Below are 19,606 nucleotides of genomic sequence, written 5' to 3' on the forward strand. Positions count from 1 at the left end.
TCAAAAAATCTACCAATGTATCAATCAGGATTACACCTTATTTGTGACTGTCTTAGTAAAGAAACCACAGCTTTATCTGATTATAAAGCTTGCCAAATACTGCTTAACCAACTAATTGAAAGTGAAGGTTTATCAAAAATTGGAGAGGTTTATCATAATTTCCCTTCGGGTGGTTTTACAGGAGTGGTTTGTCTAACAGAGTCACATATTTCCATTCATACATGGCCAGAATTTGGGCGTATAACTTTTGATGTTTTTCTTTCTAATTATCAGAAAGTCAATAATCAAATAGCTCACAGAATTTACGATAAACTCATAGAATTGTTCAACGCCAATGTCATTGCTTCTCATGAGATTAACCGCTAATCAACTTTATAGTTATGACCAAGACCATCAATGTGGTGGTTGTTTGTCGTTGCTGAGAATTACGAAGGATGAGACCAAAAACTTGGTGTGTAAATCATGTGGTACTCTTCATGTGATACAAAAAAGTAACGTTTATGATGGTGAATTTCGGGTGGATGAAGTCCATAAGAATAAATTTCAAAATGGTAATTCTACCATTCCTGTTGGTACTAAATTAGCACTAAAAGGCATTAATTTTGAAGTTGTCGGAGTGCTAACAAAAGCAGAAGGAAATACTTACACATGGCAAGAATATTATTTGTATAACGACAAAGTAGGTTATCGTTTTTTGACTGAATATCAGGGGCATTGGATTTTCTTAGAAGAAATTGTTGATAAAAAACACATTAAAGAGCAGCCTTACGACAACGAAGCCGTTTACGACCATGAATATTATCGTTTGTTTAGCGATTACCACGCAAGTATAGAAAGTGCCAATGGAGAGTTTCCGATAAACTTGCTCAAAGTGTCTAAGACTTTGGTGAAGGAATACATTTTGCCTCCATTTTTAATAACATCGGAAAAAGATGATGATAAAAAACATTGGTTCAAAGGAGAATACCTTCCCACAGAAGAGCTTGATGAGGCTTTGCAAGGTAAAGTAACCTTGCCAGAGTCGTTTGGCATTGGCGTTGTAGAGCCTTATAAGCCAAGAGTTTGGTTTACTGAGTTAATGCAAATTAGCGTTGTTGCAGTGGCAATATTGTTCTTTATCCATGTGTTTTTTTCAAAAAGCGAATTAGTATTTGAAAAGAAGTTTTATAGCGAAACAATTAGTGAAATGCGTGATGTGGGTAGTGGTTATGACAGCTCAAAGGTCTATATATCGCCAAGTTTTCAATTAAAAAATGGGAATGCTAATTTAGAATTTACGCTTGAAGCAAACGTTGATAATAATTGGCTCGAAACAGATATTGTTTTAGTGAATGATAAAACGGGTGACGAATATAATGTGTCGATGGGAGTAGAGTTCTACTCAGGCATTGAAGGTGGTGAGTCTTGGACGGAAGGTAGTAAAGAAACAGATTCTATGATTGAAAGAATACCTGAAGGGTTATATCATTTAGAAATTTCTCCTTCTACCACATATCCAAATTTAGTGTCCAATTTTACGTTGAAGGTGAATCGAGGAGTGGCGGTTTATGGTGGTTTTTTCATTATTTTGCTTTTACTCTGTATTTATCCTATCATTAGCTACTATCAAGAAAAAACTTTTGAATATCGTCGTTGGCAAGCGAGTGACAATACTCCTTTTGAAGAAGATTCTTGGTTGGGCGTTTTTTAATCAAAATTGACTATGAAAATCAATAAGCAAGCACCCGAAAAAATTACTTACATTGGTGTAGTAGCTCTTATGTTATTCTACTATGGGTATTGTAGATATAATGGACAAGGATTATTTTATTTCATGGATTCTCATCCTGAAAAATGGTCGCCACAAGGTGCAAGTAATGGATTTCATCATAAATAAATATTTACAATCGAATCATTATGGATTCGTTTAAACCCTTTACCACAAAAACATGGAAAATATCATTCACCTAAAATCTGTTGTTGACTCAATTCTTTTCTCATTTATCGGTATTTGTATTTTGGTGATTTCTTTCGTGATTATCGAAAAAATAACGCCTGAGAATATCTATAAACAGGTGGTGGACAGAAATAATACAGCTATTGCCATCATTTTTGCCGCTTTTATTATTGCCATTGCTATCATCATTAGCTCGGCTATTCACGGATAATTATGCCCATACTTCTATTATTCGCCGTTTTTGTCATTGCTACTTGTGGACTTATCTACGAGCTTATTGCGGGAACGCTCGCCAGTTATTTATTGGGTGACTCCGTAACGCAATTTTCAACTATTATTGGGGTTTACTTATTTTCCATGGGCGTTGGTTCTTATTTCTCAAAGTTCGTTGAGAAAGAACTATTGGCTTGGTTCGTGAAAATTGAAATCTTAGTGGGTTTAGTGGGTGGAACAAGTTCTTCAATTTTGTTTTTGGTATTCGATAAAGTGGCTTCTTTCCGAATCATTCTTTATTTCCTCATCGGTCTTACGGGTGTTTTGGTAGGTTTAGAAATTCCCCTATTGATGCGAGTATTAGAAAAAAGCAAGTTTGAATTTAAAGAAATTGTCTCTAAAGTTTTCACCTTTGACTACATAGGAGCTTTGTTGGCGTCTGTACTTTTTCCCTTGCTTTTTGTGCCTTACATGGGTTTGATTCGCACCTCTTTTTTCTTTGGCGTTTTCAATACCATCGTTGCTTTAATTGTCTGTTATCAATTTTCGGATGAATTAAAGCATAAAATTGCCCTAAAAATATCCGCTTGGTCGGTGTTGGTTCTGTTAGTAATTGGCTTTATACTTTCCGATAAAATTATGTCGTGGTCGGAATCTATGGCGTATCAGGACAAGATTATTTTTGCGAAATCAAGCCATTACCAACGTATTATTTTAACTCGGAATAAACGAGAATTAAAACTATTTCTCAACGGAAATTTACAGTTTAGTTCAACCGATGAATACCGCTACCATGAAGCACTCGTTCACCCAGGAATGGCAAGTCGACAAGCTATTAAGAATGTCCTGATTTTAGGTGGTGGAGATGGTTTAGCGGTGCGTGAATTATTAAAATATTCTCAAATTCAACACATTACTTTGGTTGATTTGGATACTTACATGACGGATTTATTCAAGAAAAATCCGCTACTTACTTCGCTAAATCAAGGTTCTTTGACTAATCCTAAAGTAAAAGTTATCAATACTGATGCCTTTCAGTGGGCAAGAAATACCAATGAGCAATTTGATTTTGTAGTGATTGACTTTCCAGACCCTTCTAATTTCTCCGTTGGAAAACTATATACCAATACTTTTTACCGTGAAGTTTGCAAATTAATGAGTGATGAAGCTGTTTTGGTGGTGCAATCAACATCGCCGTATGTTGCTCCAAAATCGTTTTGGTGTGTTAATAAAACGCTTCAATCAGTCGGATTATTAACGCAACCTTATCATTGTTATGTGCCTTCATTTGGAGAATGGGGCTATGTTTTAGCTTCCAAATCGGCATTTCACGTAGCCGAAACTTATGTGCCAGACTTGAAATTTTTAACCAAAGATTCTTTCAAACAAATGGCGTATTTTCCGAAAGATATGCAGTCGGTTCAGACAGAAACAAATAAATTGAATAACCAGATTTTGGTACATTATTTTGAAGAAGAATGGGGAAAGGTGCAATGAAAAACAAGCTGACACGTAAAACATTCTTACTCCGTTCTTTGGCAGGATTGGGAGCTTTCTTTGGTTTGTCATGGGGAACAAAAGCAATTTTAAATCCTATAAAACCCACCATTAAAGGGCGAATATTGGGAGCTAATCATCAAATAGGACATTTATTAAGAAATTTATCAAGTCCTCAAAAAGCCGAAGAAAAGCAAAGCGAAGAAATCATTGAAGTACCCATTTTGATTGTGGGGACAGGGATTGCTGGACTAAGTGCCGCTCGAAAATTACAGAAAGCAGGTCACAAAAACTTTCTTTTAGTGGATTTAGAAGACCATATTGGCGGAAATGCTGATGCAGGGAAAAATGCAACAACTGCTTACCCTTGGGCAGCTCATTACTTGCCCATTCCTAATAATGAGGACAAAGAACTATTGACGTTTTTAGAAGAACAGTATATTATAACAGGTTATAATTCAGCAGGTTTACCCATTTATAATGAATATCATCTATGTCAATCACCACAAGAACGACTTTTTTTGAAAGGACGTTGGCAAGAAGGGTTAATTCCCAATTATGGTATTTCAGAAAGTGATAGAAAACAGATAAGTGATTTTTTAGCTTTGATGAATCAATATCGTCAAGCAAAAGGAACAGATGGACGTTGGGCTTTTGATATTCCTTTGGCGTTGGCATCAAAAGATGAAGTGTATCAACAATTAGATAAGATTTCAATGACTGACTTTTTGAGTCAGCATAATCTTGACTCTGAATATTTACTCTGGTACGTAAACTATTGTTGTAGAGACGATTATGGCATCACGAGTGCCAATACTTCTGCTTATGCTGGTATTCATTATTTTGCAGCGAGAAGAGGAAAGGCTGATAATGCTGAAAGTAATGCAGTATTGACTTGGGCAGAAGGAAACAACTTTTTAGCAAAAGCCTTATCAACCGATTTCAAAGATAAAATCAAGACTAAAACACTGGTAACGCAAGTAAATTGGAATAGTGATGGAGTAGAAGCTACCGCTTATGATTGGGATAAAAATGTTTCAGTGAAAATTAAAGCTCAGCGAATTATTTTGGCTACGCCACAATTTGTCAATCAGCGAATTTTACCAAAAGAATCCATTCAAATATCAACGGATTTATTTCAATACGCACCTTGGTTGGTTGCTAATATCACCGTCAATCAAATACCAATCGAAAGAGATGGTTTTTTATGTTGGGATAATGTGTCATACAATTCTACTTCATTGGGTTATATCAGTGCCACGCATCAACAAGTAAGTCGGGATATTGATAAATGGGTACTCACTTATTATTTGCCCTTATCGCATAAATCACCCGTAGAAGCTCGTAAAGATGCAATTAAGAAAACACACGAAGAATGGACGGAGGATATTTTGACCGATTTAGAAAGTTTTCATCCCAACATAAGAGAAACAATTGAAGAAATTAACCTTAAAATTTTGGGACATGGTATGATTGCTCCAATGATTGGCTTTCTTTCATCTGAAAACAGAAAATTAGCTTCCAGAAATATTGATAACCGAATATTCTTTGCTCACAGCGATTTGAGTGGAGTTTCTATTTTTGAAGAATCATTTTATCAAGGTAATCGAGTAGCCGATGAACTACTACCATATTTATCAATTTCATGACAAAACAACCTTGGATTACAAACGCAAAGACTGATTTATTATTCATCATTGCCCCAACTTTTGTGGCATTAGCACTTGCTTTTGTTTTTGCTCAGTCTTATTTTTTCCATGAAACAACGCCACTCTGGGCGTGGGTAGTTTTTGTATTATTGATAGATGTTGCTCATGTTCATAGTATGCTTTTTAAAACTTATTTTGATGCTGGGAGCTTTCAAAAACATAGAATCCTTTATACGCTCACTCCCTTACTTTGTTACTTCGCTTTTGTCTCAATTTATTGGCTTGGTGGAAGTGAATGGTTCTGGCGGATTTTAGCGTATTTAGCTGTATTTCACTTTATAAGGCAACAATATGGCTTTGTTCGCTTGTACAATCGACAACATAGTCAGTCAAAATATTTAGATTTATTTGATGAAATTACCATTTACGGAGCGACTATTCTGCCGATAATCCATTGGCATTTGAACTCACCAAGAGAATTTCTTTGGTTTGTAGAACAAGACTTTTATGCTTTTACCGCTACCAATTATTTGCCCATTATTAATTGGATTTATGCAGGATTAGTCGTGCTTTATTTAGCCAAAGAATTTTACTGTATTCTTAATCATCAAGTAAACATTCCTCGCATTTTATTGATTGCAGGAACAATGGCTTCTTGGTATTTTGGAATCGTTTACTTCAATAACGATTTAATTTTCACCATTCTGAATGTTGTAGCTCACGGCGTACCGTATATGTGCTTAATTTGGGTTGACCTTCATAAGCGAAAAGGGCAAGTAAAAGGATTTAGTAGGCTTGTATTCAATAAAAATGGGTTATTTTTTTTCATTATTATCATTATTTTAATTGCCTATTTTGAAGAAGCAATTTGGGACGCAACCCAATGGCGGAGCTACGATACACTTTTTTCTTGGGCTTATTGTTTGCCTACTACGTTTTCAACGATGTCTTTGTCGTTCTTAATACCTTTGTTAGCCCTTCCGCAAGTAACTCATTATGTTTTAGATGGTTTTATCTGGAAGAAAGGTTTTGAATGATGATTTATATCTTGATAATAGTCGAACATAATATTGCAACAGATTGAAGCTTTGTGAATTTTTGTGAAAGATTTTTTATGAGAGGAATAATCATTTAGAATTTATGAATAACCGTTTTTTTGAAACGTCAATACGTTATTTTACTTTTTAAAATAGAATTTAGTGGTTCTCAGAATTAGCAAGGAAGGATTTCAAACACAAGTTTTAGTTTTTTATGTTGATGAAGTTTTGGCGTTTAATTAAGTAGAAAAGCAATGGAAAAGAATATCAATTTCAAACTCATAAAGCCCGATAAATCAATATCTGACTATGTTTATTGTTTTTCATCCTTACAAAACCTATCTGATTTCAATGAAGCCGTAATTATTCCAAATGGAAGAATTGATTTAATATTTTCAAAAACTAAGGATAATCTGCTTCTTGTTTCATTGCTTGGTTTGGAAACTAAGCCTAAATATGCCAAACAGGAAGTTACTAATTTTTTCTCGGTGAGTTTCAACCCGCTTGCCGTAGAATATATATTGAATCTTTCTGTGGCTGATATTTTAAATGGTGGAAAAATATTAGATGAGAACTTCTGGGATATAAATATTGATGATTTAAACGATTTTGATAATCTGTGTTCCAAAGTTTCTGAAAAAATCCATTCACTCATACCTAAAAAAAATGATGAGCGAAAACGTAAATTATTTGATTTAATTTTTGAATCAAACGGCGAAATCTCCATTAAAGAACTTTCAAAAAAAATTGTTTGGAGTGAACGCCAAATTAATCGTTATTTCAATCATTATTTTGGACTTTCACTAAAAGCCTACTGCAATATACTTCGTTTTCAAGCTTCTCTTCCGCATATCAAAGAAGGCAAACTCTTGCCACAACTTAATTTTACAGACCAATCACACTTTATCAAAGAGGTTAAAAAGCTTTCAGGTGTTTCGCCCAAAGAATTATTCAAAAATGAAAATGACCGTTTTTTACAATTCTTAGTGTACAACGAGCAATAATTTTGTAGCATAAAATTTAAAATTATGCTATTACAAAATAAAAAAATCGCAATCGTAGGAGGTGGCCCTGGGGGATTGACATTGGCAAGACTTTTACAACTCAAAGGAGTTGATGTAAAAGTATATGAACGAGATATTGATAAAAATGCTCGTGTACAGGGTTCTCCACTTGATTTACACAAGGAGTCTGGTTTGGCTGCTTTGCAAAAAGCCCAATTATTTGAGGAATTTAATCAAAATTATCTGGTAGGTGCTGATAAAATGGTTATTGTTAATGAACGAGCAGAAATATTTTACAGCGACCACGAAACTAAACCCGATGAAAATTTTGGACATGAACATTTTCGTCCTGAGATAGACCGTGGCGTTTTGAGAAAAATACTGTTAGAGTGCTTAGAAACAGATACTGTTGTTTGGAATAGTCACTTCATTTCAATGGAAAAGCAAGATGAAGGTTGGCTTTTACATTTCAAGGATGGAACACAAACTTATGCTGACTTTGTGGTTGCTGCCGACGGAGCCAACTCAAAAATTCGCCCATACCTTACAGATATTAAACCTTTTTATTCGGGGATTACTATGCTCGAAGGTAACGTATATGATGCACAAAAGTCTGTTCCTCAGATTTCTGCCTTACTTCGTGGGGGAAAAATAATGGCTTTTGGAAATCAAAAAGATATTTTGATGGGACAAAAAGCAAAGGGCGAAATAGGCTATTACATAAGTTTCAAAGCAGATGAAAATTGGGCGAAAGAAAGTGATTTAGACTTCTCTGATAAGGCACAATTACTGGTTTGGTTTAAAAAAGAATACCATGAATGGAGTGATATTTGGGACGAGTTATTTGAAAATACAGCGGTTCCTTTTGTCCCACGTCCGATTTATTGTATGCCCTTAAATCAGTCATGGAAAACTTTGCCAAATTTGACAATGCTCGGGGATGCCGCACACCTGATGCCTCCTTTTGCAGGTGAAGGGGTAAATATGGCAATGCTTGACGCTCTGGAATTAAGCGAAACCTTAACTTCTGGAGAATACCAATCTTTACAAGATGCTGTGTGCATTTATGAAGTAAATATGCGAGAGAGAGCTTCATTTATGGCTAAGCAATCACTTGAAAATGGGGAGCGTATGCACTCAGAAAATGCGTTAAATACGATGTTGGAGTTTTTTAGCGGTCATTAGAAGGAAGTTCATGTAAACTTGATACACATTACATTATCGTTTAATTTCTTTTTGCCAAATGACAAATCTTGTAAAAATAAATTACACTAACTTGCCAACATGAAAGAATTGATAAATTACATTTTGCAGTTTGGAAGCCTAAATCAACAACAGATTGATTTAATTTCGAGAAAAGCTACTGAGTTAGAACTCCATAAAGATGATTATTTTTCTGAAGCGGGGAAAATTGCTCGACAAGTGGGCTTTGTAATAGAAGGTATTACACGGGTTTGCTATTACAATAATAAGGGCGAAGAAATTACCAAATATTTCATTGAAGAACATAATCTCGTGGTAGATTTTGAGAGTTTCAACGATGAGATTTGTTCATCTGCTTATGTACAAGCTGTTACGGATTGTAAATTGATTGTTTTTTCAAAAAAAGATTGGCAAGAACTGTTGGATACCATCGTTGGTTGGGACAAGATTGTCCATAAAATTATTTCAAAGGCATTAATGCAAAAAGTCGCCAGACGAAGTCCATTAGTCACGGAAGATGCTACTGAACGCTATTTGAAGTTTCTGGAAATATATCCCACTGTTGCTAACCGTGTTCCGCTTTCTTATATCGCTTCTTATTTAGGTATCACCCAATCGTCTCTAAGTAGAATTAGAAAAAATATTCGTTAAATCGCTTTTTGCCAAATGACAAATGATTTCATTTTTAAACAATGCAACTTGCATCAGAAATTTAAAATAACAAAGAAATGAAATCAGTATTAATTACAGGAGCTAACAGAAGTATTGGGTTAGAAACAACAAAGCAACTTTTAGAAAAAGGGCTATTTGTCTATTTAGGAACTCGTGACCTTGAAAAGGGAGAAGCAGTAGTAAAAGAATTGAACGAAAATGGATTTCATAATGTCAAGGCTATCCAGATTGATGTTACTAATCCCGAGTCAATTTTAGTGGCTAAGAATATTATCGAAGCGGAACAAGACAAATTAGATATTTTGATAAACAACGCTGGAGTTCTTGGAACAAATCCGCAACAAGCATCGGATACATCCATTGAAGATATTCAAAAAGTATTTGACACCAATTTCTTTGGCGTAATCCAAGTGACACAAACATTTTTACCATTACTTAAAAAATCAGATAGTCCAAGAATCAGCAATATCACTTCGGGACTTGGTTCTTTGACATTACATAGCGACCCTACTTGGAAATACTATTCTATCAAAACAGCAAGTTATGGCACTTCAAAGGCAGCTTTAAATGCTTACACCATTGTGTTGGCTTATGAACTAAAAGATTTACCATTTAAAGTAAATGCAATTGACCCAGGTTATACCGCTACAGATTTCAACCAATTTAGTGGGCCAGGAACCGTAGAAAGTGCCGCAAGTTTTGTAATTAAACATACCTTAACGGACGAGAATGCACCAACTGGGCAATATTATAGCAATGATATAGAAGATGAGTCAGGAATCAGTCCTTGGTAAAATCGTTGTAGACTATCGCTTTTAAGTTTTAGGTTTTGAGAGAGCAGTCAAAAACTGCTCTCTTTTTTATGGCTCTATTTCTATCATTAGTAAATAAAACTACGCCAAATAAATCACAGACCTTCATTTTGAATACAAACAACTCCATTTTGAACACAGTCAAACTTTTTGAACTTCAGACCTTTGTATCTCACAAATAAACAAAGCGATGAATAATAAATTAGAAAACAAAGTGGTAGTAGTAACGGGTGCATCCAAAGGAATTGGTGCTGGAATAGCCAAACAAATGGGTGCGTCTGGGGCAAAAGTAGTCGTAAATTATGCTTCAAGTAAAGAAAGTGCTGATGCGGTGGTTGCCGAAATAATCAGTTCGGGAGGAAATGCTGTTGCGGTTCAAGGAGATATGTCAAATCAGAGCGATGTTAAACGTCTTTTTGAAGAAACCTTAAATCTTTTTGGTGGTTTAGATGTTTTGGTAAATAACGCAGGTGTTTACGGATTTTCCTTATTAGAATCATTCACTGAGGATTCGTACCGACGCATTTTCGACCTGAATGTTTTAGGTGTACTTCTCGCATCTCAAGAAGCTGTCAAGTCATTTGGAGAAAATGGAGGTAGTATTATTAATATCAGTTCGTTTGCAGGAACAAGACCAGAGCCTTACTCGGTTGTTTATGCGGCATCAAAAGGGGCAGTTGATTCAATAACGTATGCTCTTTCTCAAGAATTAGGTGTAAAAAATATTCGAGTTAATTCTATTCGCCCAGGTGGTGTTTTTACGGATGGAGTAGCAAAATTAGGAGTTACAGAAGAATCTGAGGCAATTCAGTCTATTGTCGGCAGAAGTTCTTTGGGTCGTATGGCTACCCCAAATGACATTGGCAGTATGGCCGTATTTTTTGCTTCTGATGAATCAAGTATTATTACTGGACAAACCATTGAAGTGTCGGGTGGTTTTAAGTAAATTATAATCAAAACTAATGATACCAAATTGATAGAGAAGTTTTAACGCTTCTCTATTTTTATTTATAATTTCATAGAATGGAAAAGAGCCATAGAAATATTCAAACCATCAATTCAATTCAGTTTCAGAATTGCACCGTTTGCTGTCACTGCCAAAACCTTTACATCCGTTAATTACCTTTATTGACCATTCTAAGGTTACTTCAGTTCATGACGAAGAAAAGCCAAAGCTGCTGCTGAATTTCTACAATATTTCCATCAAAAGGAGTTTTCAAGGACAGCTAAAATACGGTAAAAATCACTACGATTTTGACGAAGGTACAATGTCATTCATTGCACCGAATCAAGTCATTGGTATTGATAATGAGGAAGATAGGAATAAAGATGGCTGGTCATTACTATTTCATCCTGATTTAGTTAGAGAATATCAGTTAGGAGAAGCCATCAAAAACTACGGATTTTTTTCATATTCAGTCAATGAGGCTCTGCATCTTTCGGACGAAGAAGAAAAAACCGTTGAAGCGATTGTTCAGAATATTCAAAAAGAGATAAACGCAAGGTTAGATAATTTTAGTCAGGACGTTATTGTATCAAATCTTGAATTGCTTTTGAGCTATTGTAACCGTTTTTATAGTCGCCAGTTTATCACCAGAAAAATGGCTACGAATGACCTCTTGACCAATTTTGAGCGTATTTTAGAAACTTATTTTGCCAATAATGCAGACATGACACTGCCAACTGTCGAAAAACTTGCCAGTGAATTAAACGTGTCATCATCATATTTAAGTGATATGCTGAGGAGTTTGACGGGACAAAATACGCAGCAACATATTCATAACAGATTGATTGAAAGAGCGAAAGAGATTCTCGTAACAACCGATTTAACCGTAAGTGAAATCGCTTATCAATTAGGATTTGAATACTCGCAATCTTTCAGCAAGCTATTCAAAAGTAAGACCAATTTAACACCCATTGAGTACCGACACAGTTATAATTAGAGGGGATATTAATGTTTTATAGAAAATCGAGAAGAAATGTCCAGTTTTTTAATTAAAAAACTGGACATTTCTTTTATAAATTGTATTCAAGTTGTCAAGTTTTTAGCTTTAAAAACTTGACAACTTGAGTAATGACTGATTATATTTGTAAAATGACAGTAGCAAATCAAATATCATCTACCATAAATCTTTTTCCAGAAGGGATGACTTTTGGGTATGAACAATTGAACATTGAAAAAGATAAATTTATGACTGCTGCCAAGGCTCTTGAACGATTGCAAAAGAAAGGTTTAATCAAGAAGATTGCAAAAGGGGTTTTCTATAAACCACAAATGACTATTTTTGGCGAATTGAAACCGAGTGAAGAGGAAGTTTTGAAATCTTATTTATTTCAAAATGGCAAAAGAATTGCGTACATCACAGGTTCATATCTTTATAACAAATTGGGGCTTACAACCCAATTAACACGAATTATAAGGATAGCGTGTTTTTCAAAGAGAATATACATCAAAAGGGGAACGGTCATAGCTAAACCTGTGAAAAGTTATGCAATGGTCACGAATGAAAATTATGAGATACTTGGAATATTGGATGCGATGAAAGACTTGAAAGATATTCCAGACGCAGATATAAATTCAGCTATTAGTGTTTTTGAAAATATCATTAAAGCCATTGAGGAGAAATCAAGGCTTCCCGAATTTATAGAATATGCTCTATTATATCCCCCAAGAGTAAGAGCATTATTAGGAGCAATTTTAGAGAATCAAGGTAATGACGAAAACATAAAAATCCTGAAAGCAAGTTTAAATCCTTTGACTGTCATTAAGATAGGTATTGAAAAGGCTTACTTACCCACTGTCTCAAACTGGAATATACAATGACGTTACACGAAAACCCAGAGCAATTCAAGCAAGCCATTCTTTTGACTGCTCAACAAATTGACATTTCAGAAATTTATGTAGAGAAAGATTATTGGGTAACGTATGCCCTATATACTATTTTTCACAATGAAATAGGCAAGCATACCGTTTTCAAAGGCGGAACGGCTTTATTGAAATGTGATGAATTGATTCAACGATTTTCAGAAGATATTGATTTAGTTATTCTCAGACAGGGTGGTGAATCCAGCAATCAGTTGGGCAATAAAGTAAAGAGAATTAGTAAAGCAGTAAGTGATATTTTACCCGAGGTTCAAGTAGTTAATATTACACAAAAAATGGGTATGAACCGTAAAACAGCACACACATATCCCAAAGTATTCAGTGGAGAATTCGGTCAAATAAGAGAAATTATTGTTGTTGAAGCTACTTGGTTAGGTTATTTTGAGCCTTACATAACTCGAAATATAAGTTCCTTTATTTATCGAATGTTGCAAAATGCAGGGCAAGAAATTGTGGCAAAGCAATATGGTTTATTACCCTTTGAGGTTTTAGTTTTAGACCCCAAACGGACTTTTTGCGAGAAGATTATGAGCCTTATTCGTTTCTCATATACCAGTCAGCCATTGAATGATTTAAGACTTAAAGTTCGACATACTTACGATTTACATAGACTTTTACAATTGGAAGAATTTGTGGTTTTTTTTGATTCAAAACAGTTTGATGAAATGCTTTTAAAAGTGGCAAATGATGATGTAAAAAGCTATAAAAATAATAACCTATGGCTGCAATATCACCCTAATAATGCTTTGATTTTTGCAGATACAGAAACAGTCTGGACAAATTTAAAGGAAGCATACAACGGAGCTTTTAGAGATTTAGTGTACGGGGAGTTTCCCAAAGATGAAGAAGTTTTGATAACACTTCTGAGGATAAGGGATAGAGTTGCAAGAGTTGAATGGATAGTGAATTTATAAAATGGGTATTAATCCTGTTACTTTTACACTCCTTTCAATATAAATATGAGTATTTCGATAAAACTAATTCTCAACATAATCTCAATAATTAAAAGTGCATCTTGTTGCACTTTTTGCGTTTAATATGATTTTTTTCTGCCTTTTATACTAATAAAGGCAATATATTGCACAAATGAATAAAAAGGTATTAGGCATCAAAATCAGAGATAGGAGGAAAATTTTGAAAATTCGGCAGGAAGATTTAGCCGAAATATCAGGAGTTGCTTTGCGTACTATTGTATCCGTTGAACGTGGAGAAGGTAATCCATCTTTAGAAACGTTACTTAAAATAGCTGAGGTTTTAGGAATGGAACTTCAAATGAATGTAAAATTATTATAAATTAAGATTGGAAAACTTATGATTCTATACCCGAAAAGGTATAAAATCTACTAATAACTCATAATTATACCTTTACAGGTATAAATTTCATTGAAATGAAAATAGCAGCATTTATTAAGGCAAAAAGGAAAAACTTAGGACTAACTCAAGGAATTCTTGCAGAAAAAGCAGGGGTTGGGCTAAGATTTGTTCGAGATTTAGAACAAGGAAAACCAACGCTAAGACTTGATAAGGTGAATCAGGTGTTAGATTTATTTGGTAGTGAAGTGGGTGTGATTAGAAAGGTGTACGATTTAGACTAAAATCTCAATTTTGTACCAGTTTTGTACTTTGCCATATTTCAAAATGTAATGTGTTGATAATCAGGCACTATTGCACTCCCGTCCAGACCGCAAAGAAGCTCAGAAATTTATTTCTGAGCTTCTTGCTTTTTATACTATGTCAGAATTGTTATTGATAGGCTTTTTGGTACATCATTAATGGAGCATTATTTACGCCGAACAAAATTTTATCACCGACAAAAACCATGTTTTTTACGTCACCACGAACGTTTAATCCTGAAATATTTTGAGGTAAATATTCAAAATTCCCTTTTCCTCTGTTGATAAATAACTGCCCATGATTGGCATCTAAATTTCCAATTCTTACTCGCATTTTTGAGTTGTTGCCTGCCAAAATCAAGTCTGGAAGTTTATCACCATTTATATCTTTAAATTTAATGGCGTTTACCATTGAAAATTGAGCTTGGATGGGCAGTTTCGTAAAATTTAATTCTCCGTTGTTATTCAATAAAATTCCTGAGGCTAATTCATGAATTTGAGTGGTGAATGATTCTTTGTCGTTCAGTAATGTTAGCAAATCTGAGGTTTTTGTTTCTGAATATGATTTATAATCGGTGTATTTTTTCTTGATGCTTGGTAATTGGCTCGATAGTTCGTCTAAGCTGTAAGCAGGATAATTTTGTCCCTGTATAAAATGGGACATAATCGGGTCAATGCTTCCATTGCCGTCAAAGTCTTTTACTGTGAGCGTGAATGGCTCGTTTACAGATGCTTTATATTGCGAATTAAGCCCCAAATTACCTAACACAAGGTCTTCGTCTCCATCATTGTCGATGTCTTGAGCTTCAATGCTTTGCCAAAAACCGTTTAAATTAGGCAGTTCTTTTTTCTCGAAATTGCCATTTTTATTCATCAAAATTGTAACGGGTATCCACTCGCCAACTAAAACAATATCTTTCAATCCGTCTTTATTAATATCAATGGCAGCGGCATCGGTAACGATTCCTAATTTTGCCAATTGCTCATTTGGAAGTTCTTTGAAAGTTCCTTTTTCGTTTATTAAAATGGACGATGGATTATACGCTGGATAATTATGGGGTACCACGTAACCTGCTAAAAACAAATCTAAATCGCCATCATTGTCGGCATCAAATGGTACAACTTTACTTTTTGAGCTTCTATTGAGAGGGAGTTTATCTTCCGATTTAGTAAAATTCCCTTTGCCATCGTTGAGGTATAAACGGTCTTGTAATAGAAAATCATCGACTAAATATTCATAACCACCACTGACTACATACAAGTCGAGGTCGCCGTCATTATCTGAGTCAAAAAAGGTCGCATCGGCATCGGTACACAGTTCGTCTTGCTTAAAAATAGCTTGCTGACTTTCTCTGAAATTTCCCAATTTATCTTGTAATAAAAGTTGTCCCTTTGAGCCTTTTCCTCCACCTAAAAATACATCTTCCAGCTTATCTCCATTTACATCTCCAACGGCTAAAGCTGGCCCTTGATACGAGTACATTTGCGGTAAAAGTAACTGTTTACTAAAATCATTGAAGGGCATTTGGCTATGTACAAAACTCGTATTCTTGATTTTCTCAAAGTAAGGATTATTGTTAATTTCTTGATAATCAGTGCCTTTTTGGTAAGTGACTGTATTTTGTTGATTGATGGGAAGGTTTTTGATTAGTTGCGTTGAGTTGTCATTCCAAATAATTCTGATACTATCAATTTTTGTATTCGTCCCTAAACCAAAATGTACAGGAGCAGAGACGCTACTCTGGAATCCACGCAAATTTGAGGATTCTTGATACTGTTTCAATCCTCCCGAATAAACATAAACTTTTGTGCCTTCAATGCTTTTGTTCCCATTTTTCAAGGCTATATCAACGTAATTTTGAGGTGTATTTTCTTGCTGTAAATTCTGATAAATGCTCGCTTCTTCATTGATATTATTGACGATTAATTCAAGGTCGCCATCATTGTCTAAATCGGCATAAACGGCTCCGTTTGAGTTGATTGGTAACTCAATTCCCCAATCTTTCGTTAGGTTCGAGAAGGTTAAATCTCCGTTGTTTTTGAAGATATAATTCGTTGTAAGCGTAGAAGGCATTTGTTTGATAATGTCGAGCATACTGGCGTTTTCATCACTTTTTTTGTCGGCGTAATATTTTACAAAATCCATGTTGGAATAATCTCGTAAATAACCGTTGGTAACGAATAAATCTTTGTAGCCGTCGTTGTCATAATCGGCAAAAAGTGCTGACCAACTCCAATCGGTATTGGAAATACCTGCGACTTGTCCAATGTCGCTAAATGTGCCATTTCCGTTGTTCATTTGCAACATATTTCGCATGACTTCTGGATGAAAACCATTTTTCAACATCGATAAATAGGCTTCGTAATTATCTGGACCAAATAACAATTTTTGCCGTTTATTATCCTCGGGAAGCATATCAAGCGTGATAATATCGGGCAATAAATCATTGTTGAAATCTGCAATGTCATTTCCCATCGAGAAATAACTGGTATGATCGGTCATCTTAGCAATATTGTCGCTAAATGTTCCGTCTTGATTATTGATATATAAATAATCCGACTCAATGTAGTCGTTAGAAACGTAAATATCGGGGAAGTTGTCGTTGTTCAAATCGGCAATGTGAAGCCCCAAACCAAAGCCAATTGGATTCCCCTTAATACCTGCCACAACGGAAACATCAATGAATTTTCCATTGTCGTTTCTGAGTAATTTATCACCCGCTAAAGAATCTCGCATGGCGTGGACTGCCTCAACATCAAAACGATTAAAGTCTTTTACATTATGATTCATCACGAAGGCATCTAAATCGCCATCTTTGTCATAATCAAAAAATGCAGTTTGGGTAGTAAAACCATTGCAATCAAGTCCATATTCTTTAGCTCTATCTGTAAATCGTGGCGACGAACCGTTCCAATTCTTATTATTGATGTAGAGTTTGTTTTTGCGTAATGCAGGATTGTCAACATTGCCAGAAACCGAGACATAAATATCATTCCAACCGTCGTTGTTTATATCTACTATCGAAACCCCCGTTTTCCATTCACCTTTAAATTCAATCCCTGATTTTTCGGTAACGTCTTCAAATTCAAGTCCTTCTCCTTTGTTAATATACAATTTATCGCTTCCCATATTGGCAGTGAAATAAAGGTCAATCAAACCGTCATTATTAAAATCAGCCGCCGCAACACCACCGCCATTATAGAAATATTCATAGTTTAAAACATTTTGTGTTTCGTTTTCTTCGATTTTATTGATAAAGCTAACGCCTGTTTTTGCAGAACTTAGTCTATCAAATTTTTTATTGTTAGTCTTGCAAGAGGTCAAAAAAAGGACAATAATTATGACAAAAAGAGGAGGAAGGAAAGGAAGGCGATTCATGTTTATATAAAGCATTTCGGGTTGACTTTAAATGAAAGAAACGGAGCAAATATAGCTCCGTTTCAGTAAATCTCTATTATGAAACAAAATTACTACTTATCCCACCAAATTTTAGATGTGAAAGTATCTCCACCTGTTAAAGCAGCAACCGCAGCTTTATAATTATCAGGGTTGTAAGATGCTTCCGTTGATTTGTATGGAATTCGTCGTGGAATTGTACCGTTTGAGAAACCGTTTGGATAAACAACCGCCGTTAATGCAGGGTATCCAGAACGTCTCCAGTTAGACCATGTTTCAATGAAGTTGAATGTGCTACCAGTAGCTACCCAAATTTGCTCATTGATTTGTTTTAAAGATGCTTCTGTTGAACTAACATTCAAAGGGTTTTTCGTTAAAAATGCGTCCATTGCAGTTACTGCTTTTGCAATTGAAGCATCTGCACTTGCAGCAGTATTAAATTGAGTTAATGAAGCTGCCGCTGCTTTTACGCCTGCTTTGTAGTGGTCTGCTGCGGTAGTTGTACCAACGTTCCAACCTCTTACTTTTGCTTCTGCTAAAAGAAGTTCAGTTTCTGAATAAGTCAATACGAAGTTTACACCACTTCTATCAATGAAAACGGAAGTACGTGGACGAGAATATTTACCTACACGTGCTACGTCTGCTCCTGTACCCGATGCTCCTGGATATTGTGGATGTTTGGCAACGTCAGTTGTACCGCCGTTCAAATCGTATCCATTTGGTAAACCAACTTGAATTGCTTCGCTGTTATCTCCTGCAAGATTTTGGTCAGTATTTTTGGCATAACCATCTTGAGAAACTTCTGCAATAGCACTCAAACGTGGGTCAGCCGTTGCTTTTAAATAATCAATGAAGGTTTTGCTCCATCTTACTTCACGATAATCATCTGGTACTCTTAATGCACCACTTGTATTATTTCCGTTTGTTGCGTTGTCTGTTAATACTTTTGCGTTATCGTCAATGCTTGCAAAAACACCACCTGTGTATGCTTTTTCAGCCCAAGTTTTAGCGGCTGCGGCATCAACTTTTGTTAAACGCATCGCTAATTTTAGCATTAATGAATAACCAAATTTTTTCCATTTCGTAACATTTCCACCATACATTAAATCTGCACTTGGACCTGCTTTTGAAGTGTTCAAAGCCGTAATGGCAGCATCTAATTCAGTAAGCATTGCTGGATAAATGGCTGATTGTGAATCGTATTTTGGTAACGTAATTCCTTCTTTAGCCTTTAATGCTTGAGAATATGGAACGTCTCCGTAACAGTCTGTGATACGAGATAAACAAAGCACTTTCATGATTGTACCAATGTTGTACAAATTTGACATTTCAGGTTTGTCTTTTGTCAAATTTTGCATTTCGTAAGACAATGAAGCCGCACGGTACGTTTCTTCGTGTACTCTTCCTTGATAAGCAATAAAACTTCCAGAAGGTACATATTTATCACCGTTTCCGTAATAAGAAAACGTTGAAGCAAGCACTTGAGTCCACATACTTTGGAAAAGTAATTGTGAATAACCCGTATTTCCGTACTCAAATTGAGATTGAGATAAAAGGTAATTTGGATTAAAAACTGCGGAACTCGTCTTGTTTGGGTCGGTATTTATAGACTCGAAATTGTCAGTACAAGAAGTCGTAAATACCGTAATTAATGTCAATATATATGCTATTTTTTTCATATTTATCCGA

General features: G+C 35.3%; 19 protein-coding genes. 17 read left to right on the forward strand and 2 right to left on the reverse strand.

The genetic code is table 11. From position 1 onward, the window contains the following. The first annotated feature begins 15 nt into the window (after window positions 1-15). From VB796_RS14740 to VB796_RS14820, 17 genes are all read left to right on the forward strand, one after another. Window positions 16-366, forward strand: coding sequence for an S-adenosylmethionine decarboxylase (locus VB796_RS14740; RefSeq protein ID WP_323347326.1), 351 nt, complete (start codon window positions 16-18; stop codon window positions 364-366). After that, the gene (locus VB796_RS14745) at window positions 335-1,690 is read left to right on the forward strand and encodes a DUF4178 domain-containing protein (RefSeq protein ID WP_323347327.1); all 1,356 of its coding nucleotides are present in this window, start codon (window positions 335-337) and stop codon (window positions 1,688-1,690) included. The genes VB796_RS14740 and VB796_RS14745 overlap by 32 nt, the downstream gene beginning before the upstream one ends. Before the next feature lie 12 nt (window positions 1,691-1,702). Beyond that, entirely contained in the window at window positions 1,703-1,876 is a 174-nt protein-coding gene (locus VB796_RS14750; RefSeq protein ID WP_158279512.1) for a hypothetical protein, read from the forward strand. A 52-nt stretch (window positions 1,877-1,928) separates the two neighbouring features. After that, window positions 1,929-2,147, forward strand: coding sequence for a DUF350 domain-containing protein (locus VB796_RS14755; protein ID WP_109741772.1), 219 nt, complete (start codon window positions 1,929-1,931; stop codon window positions 2,145-2,147). Window positions 2,148-2,149: 2 nt separating this feature from the next. Then, window positions 2,150-3,646, forward strand: a complete 1,497-nt coding sequence (locus VB796_RS14760; protein ID WP_323347328.1) for a polyamine aminopropyltransferase — start codon at window positions 2,150-2,152, stop codon at window positions 3,644-3,646. Beyond that, complete coding sequence (locus tag VB796_RS14765; RefSeq protein ID WP_323347329.1) at window positions 3,643-5,295, forward strand: NAD(P)-binding protein; 1,653 nt, start codon at window positions 3,643-3,645, stop codon at window positions 5,293-5,295. The genes VB796_RS14760 and VB796_RS14765 overlap by 4 nt, the downstream gene beginning before the upstream one ends. Next, window positions 5,292-6,332 carry a hypothetical protein gene (locus VB796_RS14770; protein WP_323347330.1) on the forward strand — a complete coding sequence of 347 codons (1,041 nt, stop codon included), beginning with the start codon at window positions 5,292-5,294 and terminating at the stop codon, window positions 6,330-6,332. Before VB796_RS14765 ends, VB796_RS14770 begins: the two co-directional genes overlap by 4 nt. A 254-nt stretch (window positions 6,333-6,586) precedes the next feature. After that, entirely contained in the window at window positions 6,587-7,336 is a 750-nt protein-coding gene (locus VB796_RS14775; protein WP_323347331.1) for an AraC family transcriptional regulator, read from the forward strand. Window positions 7,337-7,360: 24 nt separating this feature from the next. Then, a complete protein-coding gene (locus VB796_RS14780; RefSeq protein ID WP_323347332.1) occupies window positions 7,361-8,521 on the forward strand; it encodes an NAD(P)/FAD-dependent oxidoreductase in 1,161 nt (386 codons plus the stop codon). Window positions 8,522-8,620: 99 nt separating this feature from the next. Continuing rightward, entirely contained in the window at window positions 8,621-9,190 is a 570-nt protein-coding gene (locus VB796_RS14785; RefSeq protein ID WP_323347333.1) for a Crp/Fnr family transcriptional regulator, read from the forward strand. A gap of 77 nt (window positions 9,191-9,267) precedes the next feature. Further along, window positions 9,268-10,005: an SDR family oxidoreductase gene (locus VB796_RS14790; protein ID WP_323347334.1), complete on the forward strand. Its 738-nt coding sequence runs from the start codon at window positions 9,268-9,270 to the stop codon at window positions 10,003-10,005. Between the two features lie 208 nt (window positions 10,006-10,213). Continuing rightward, a complete protein-coding gene (locus tag VB796_RS14795) occupies window positions 10,214-10,969 on the forward strand; it encodes an SDR family oxidoreductase (RefSeq protein ID WP_323347335.1) in 756 nt (251 codons plus the stop codon). 139 nt (window positions 10,970-11,108) lie between these two features. Beyond that, complete coding sequence (locus VB796_RS14800; RefSeq protein WP_323347336.1) at window positions 11,109-11,966, forward strand: helix-turn-helix transcriptional regulator; 858 nt, start codon at window positions 11,109-11,111, stop codon at window positions 11,964-11,966. A gap of 152 nt (window positions 11,967-12,118) precedes the next feature. Then, on the forward strand, window positions 12,119-12,847 hold the full coding sequence (locus tag VB796_RS14805) for a DUF6088 family protein (RefSeq protein ID WP_323347337.1): 729 nt from the start codon (window positions 12,119-12,121) through the stop codon (window positions 12,845-12,847). Beyond that, on the forward strand, window positions 12,844-13,821 hold the full coding sequence (locus tag VB796_RS14810) for a nucleotidyl transferase AbiEii/AbiGii toxin family protein (RefSeq protein WP_323347338.1): 978 nt from the start codon (window positions 12,844-12,846) through the stop codon (window positions 13,819-13,821). The genes VB796_RS14805 and VB796_RS14810 overlap by 4 nt, the downstream gene beginning before the upstream one ends. A 172-nt stretch (window positions 13,822-13,993) precedes the next feature. Further along, window positions 13,994-14,200: a helix-turn-helix transcriptional regulator gene (locus VB796_RS14815; protein ID WP_323347339.1), complete on the forward strand. Its 207-nt coding sequence runs from the start codon at window positions 13,994-13,996 to the stop codon at window positions 14,198-14,200. Window positions 14,201-14,295: 95 nt separating this feature from the next. Further along, window positions 14,296-14,502 (forward strand): helix-turn-helix transcriptional regulator, encoded by a 207-nt coding sequence (locus VB796_RS14820; RefSeq protein ID WP_323347340.1) that lies wholly within the window; start codon window positions 14,296-14,298, stop codon window positions 14,500-14,502. Between the two features lie 148 nt (window positions 14,503-14,650). On the opposite strand, the gene VB796_RS14825 is transcribed toward VB796_RS14820, so the two are convergent. Further along, a complete protein-coding gene (locus VB796_RS14825) occupies window positions 14,651-17,899 on the reverse strand; it encodes a VCBS repeat-containing protein (RefSeq protein WP_323347341.1) in 3,249 nt (1,082 codons plus the stop codon). A 92-nt stretch (window positions 17,900-17,991) separates the two neighbouring features. After that, the gene (locus VB796_RS14830) at window positions 17,992-19,596 is read right to left on the reverse strand and encodes a SusD/RagB family nutrient-binding outer membrane lipoprotein (RefSeq protein WP_323347342.1); all 1,605 of its coding nucleotides are present in this window, start codon (window positions 19,594-19,596) and stop codon (window positions 17,992-17,994) included. Window positions 19,597-19,606 lie beyond the last annotated feature (10 nt).

This window comes from Arcicella sp. LKC2W (assembly GCF_034931005.1).
Classification (GTDB): Bacteria; Bacteroidota; Bacteroidia; order Cytophagales; family Spirosomataceae; genus Arcicella.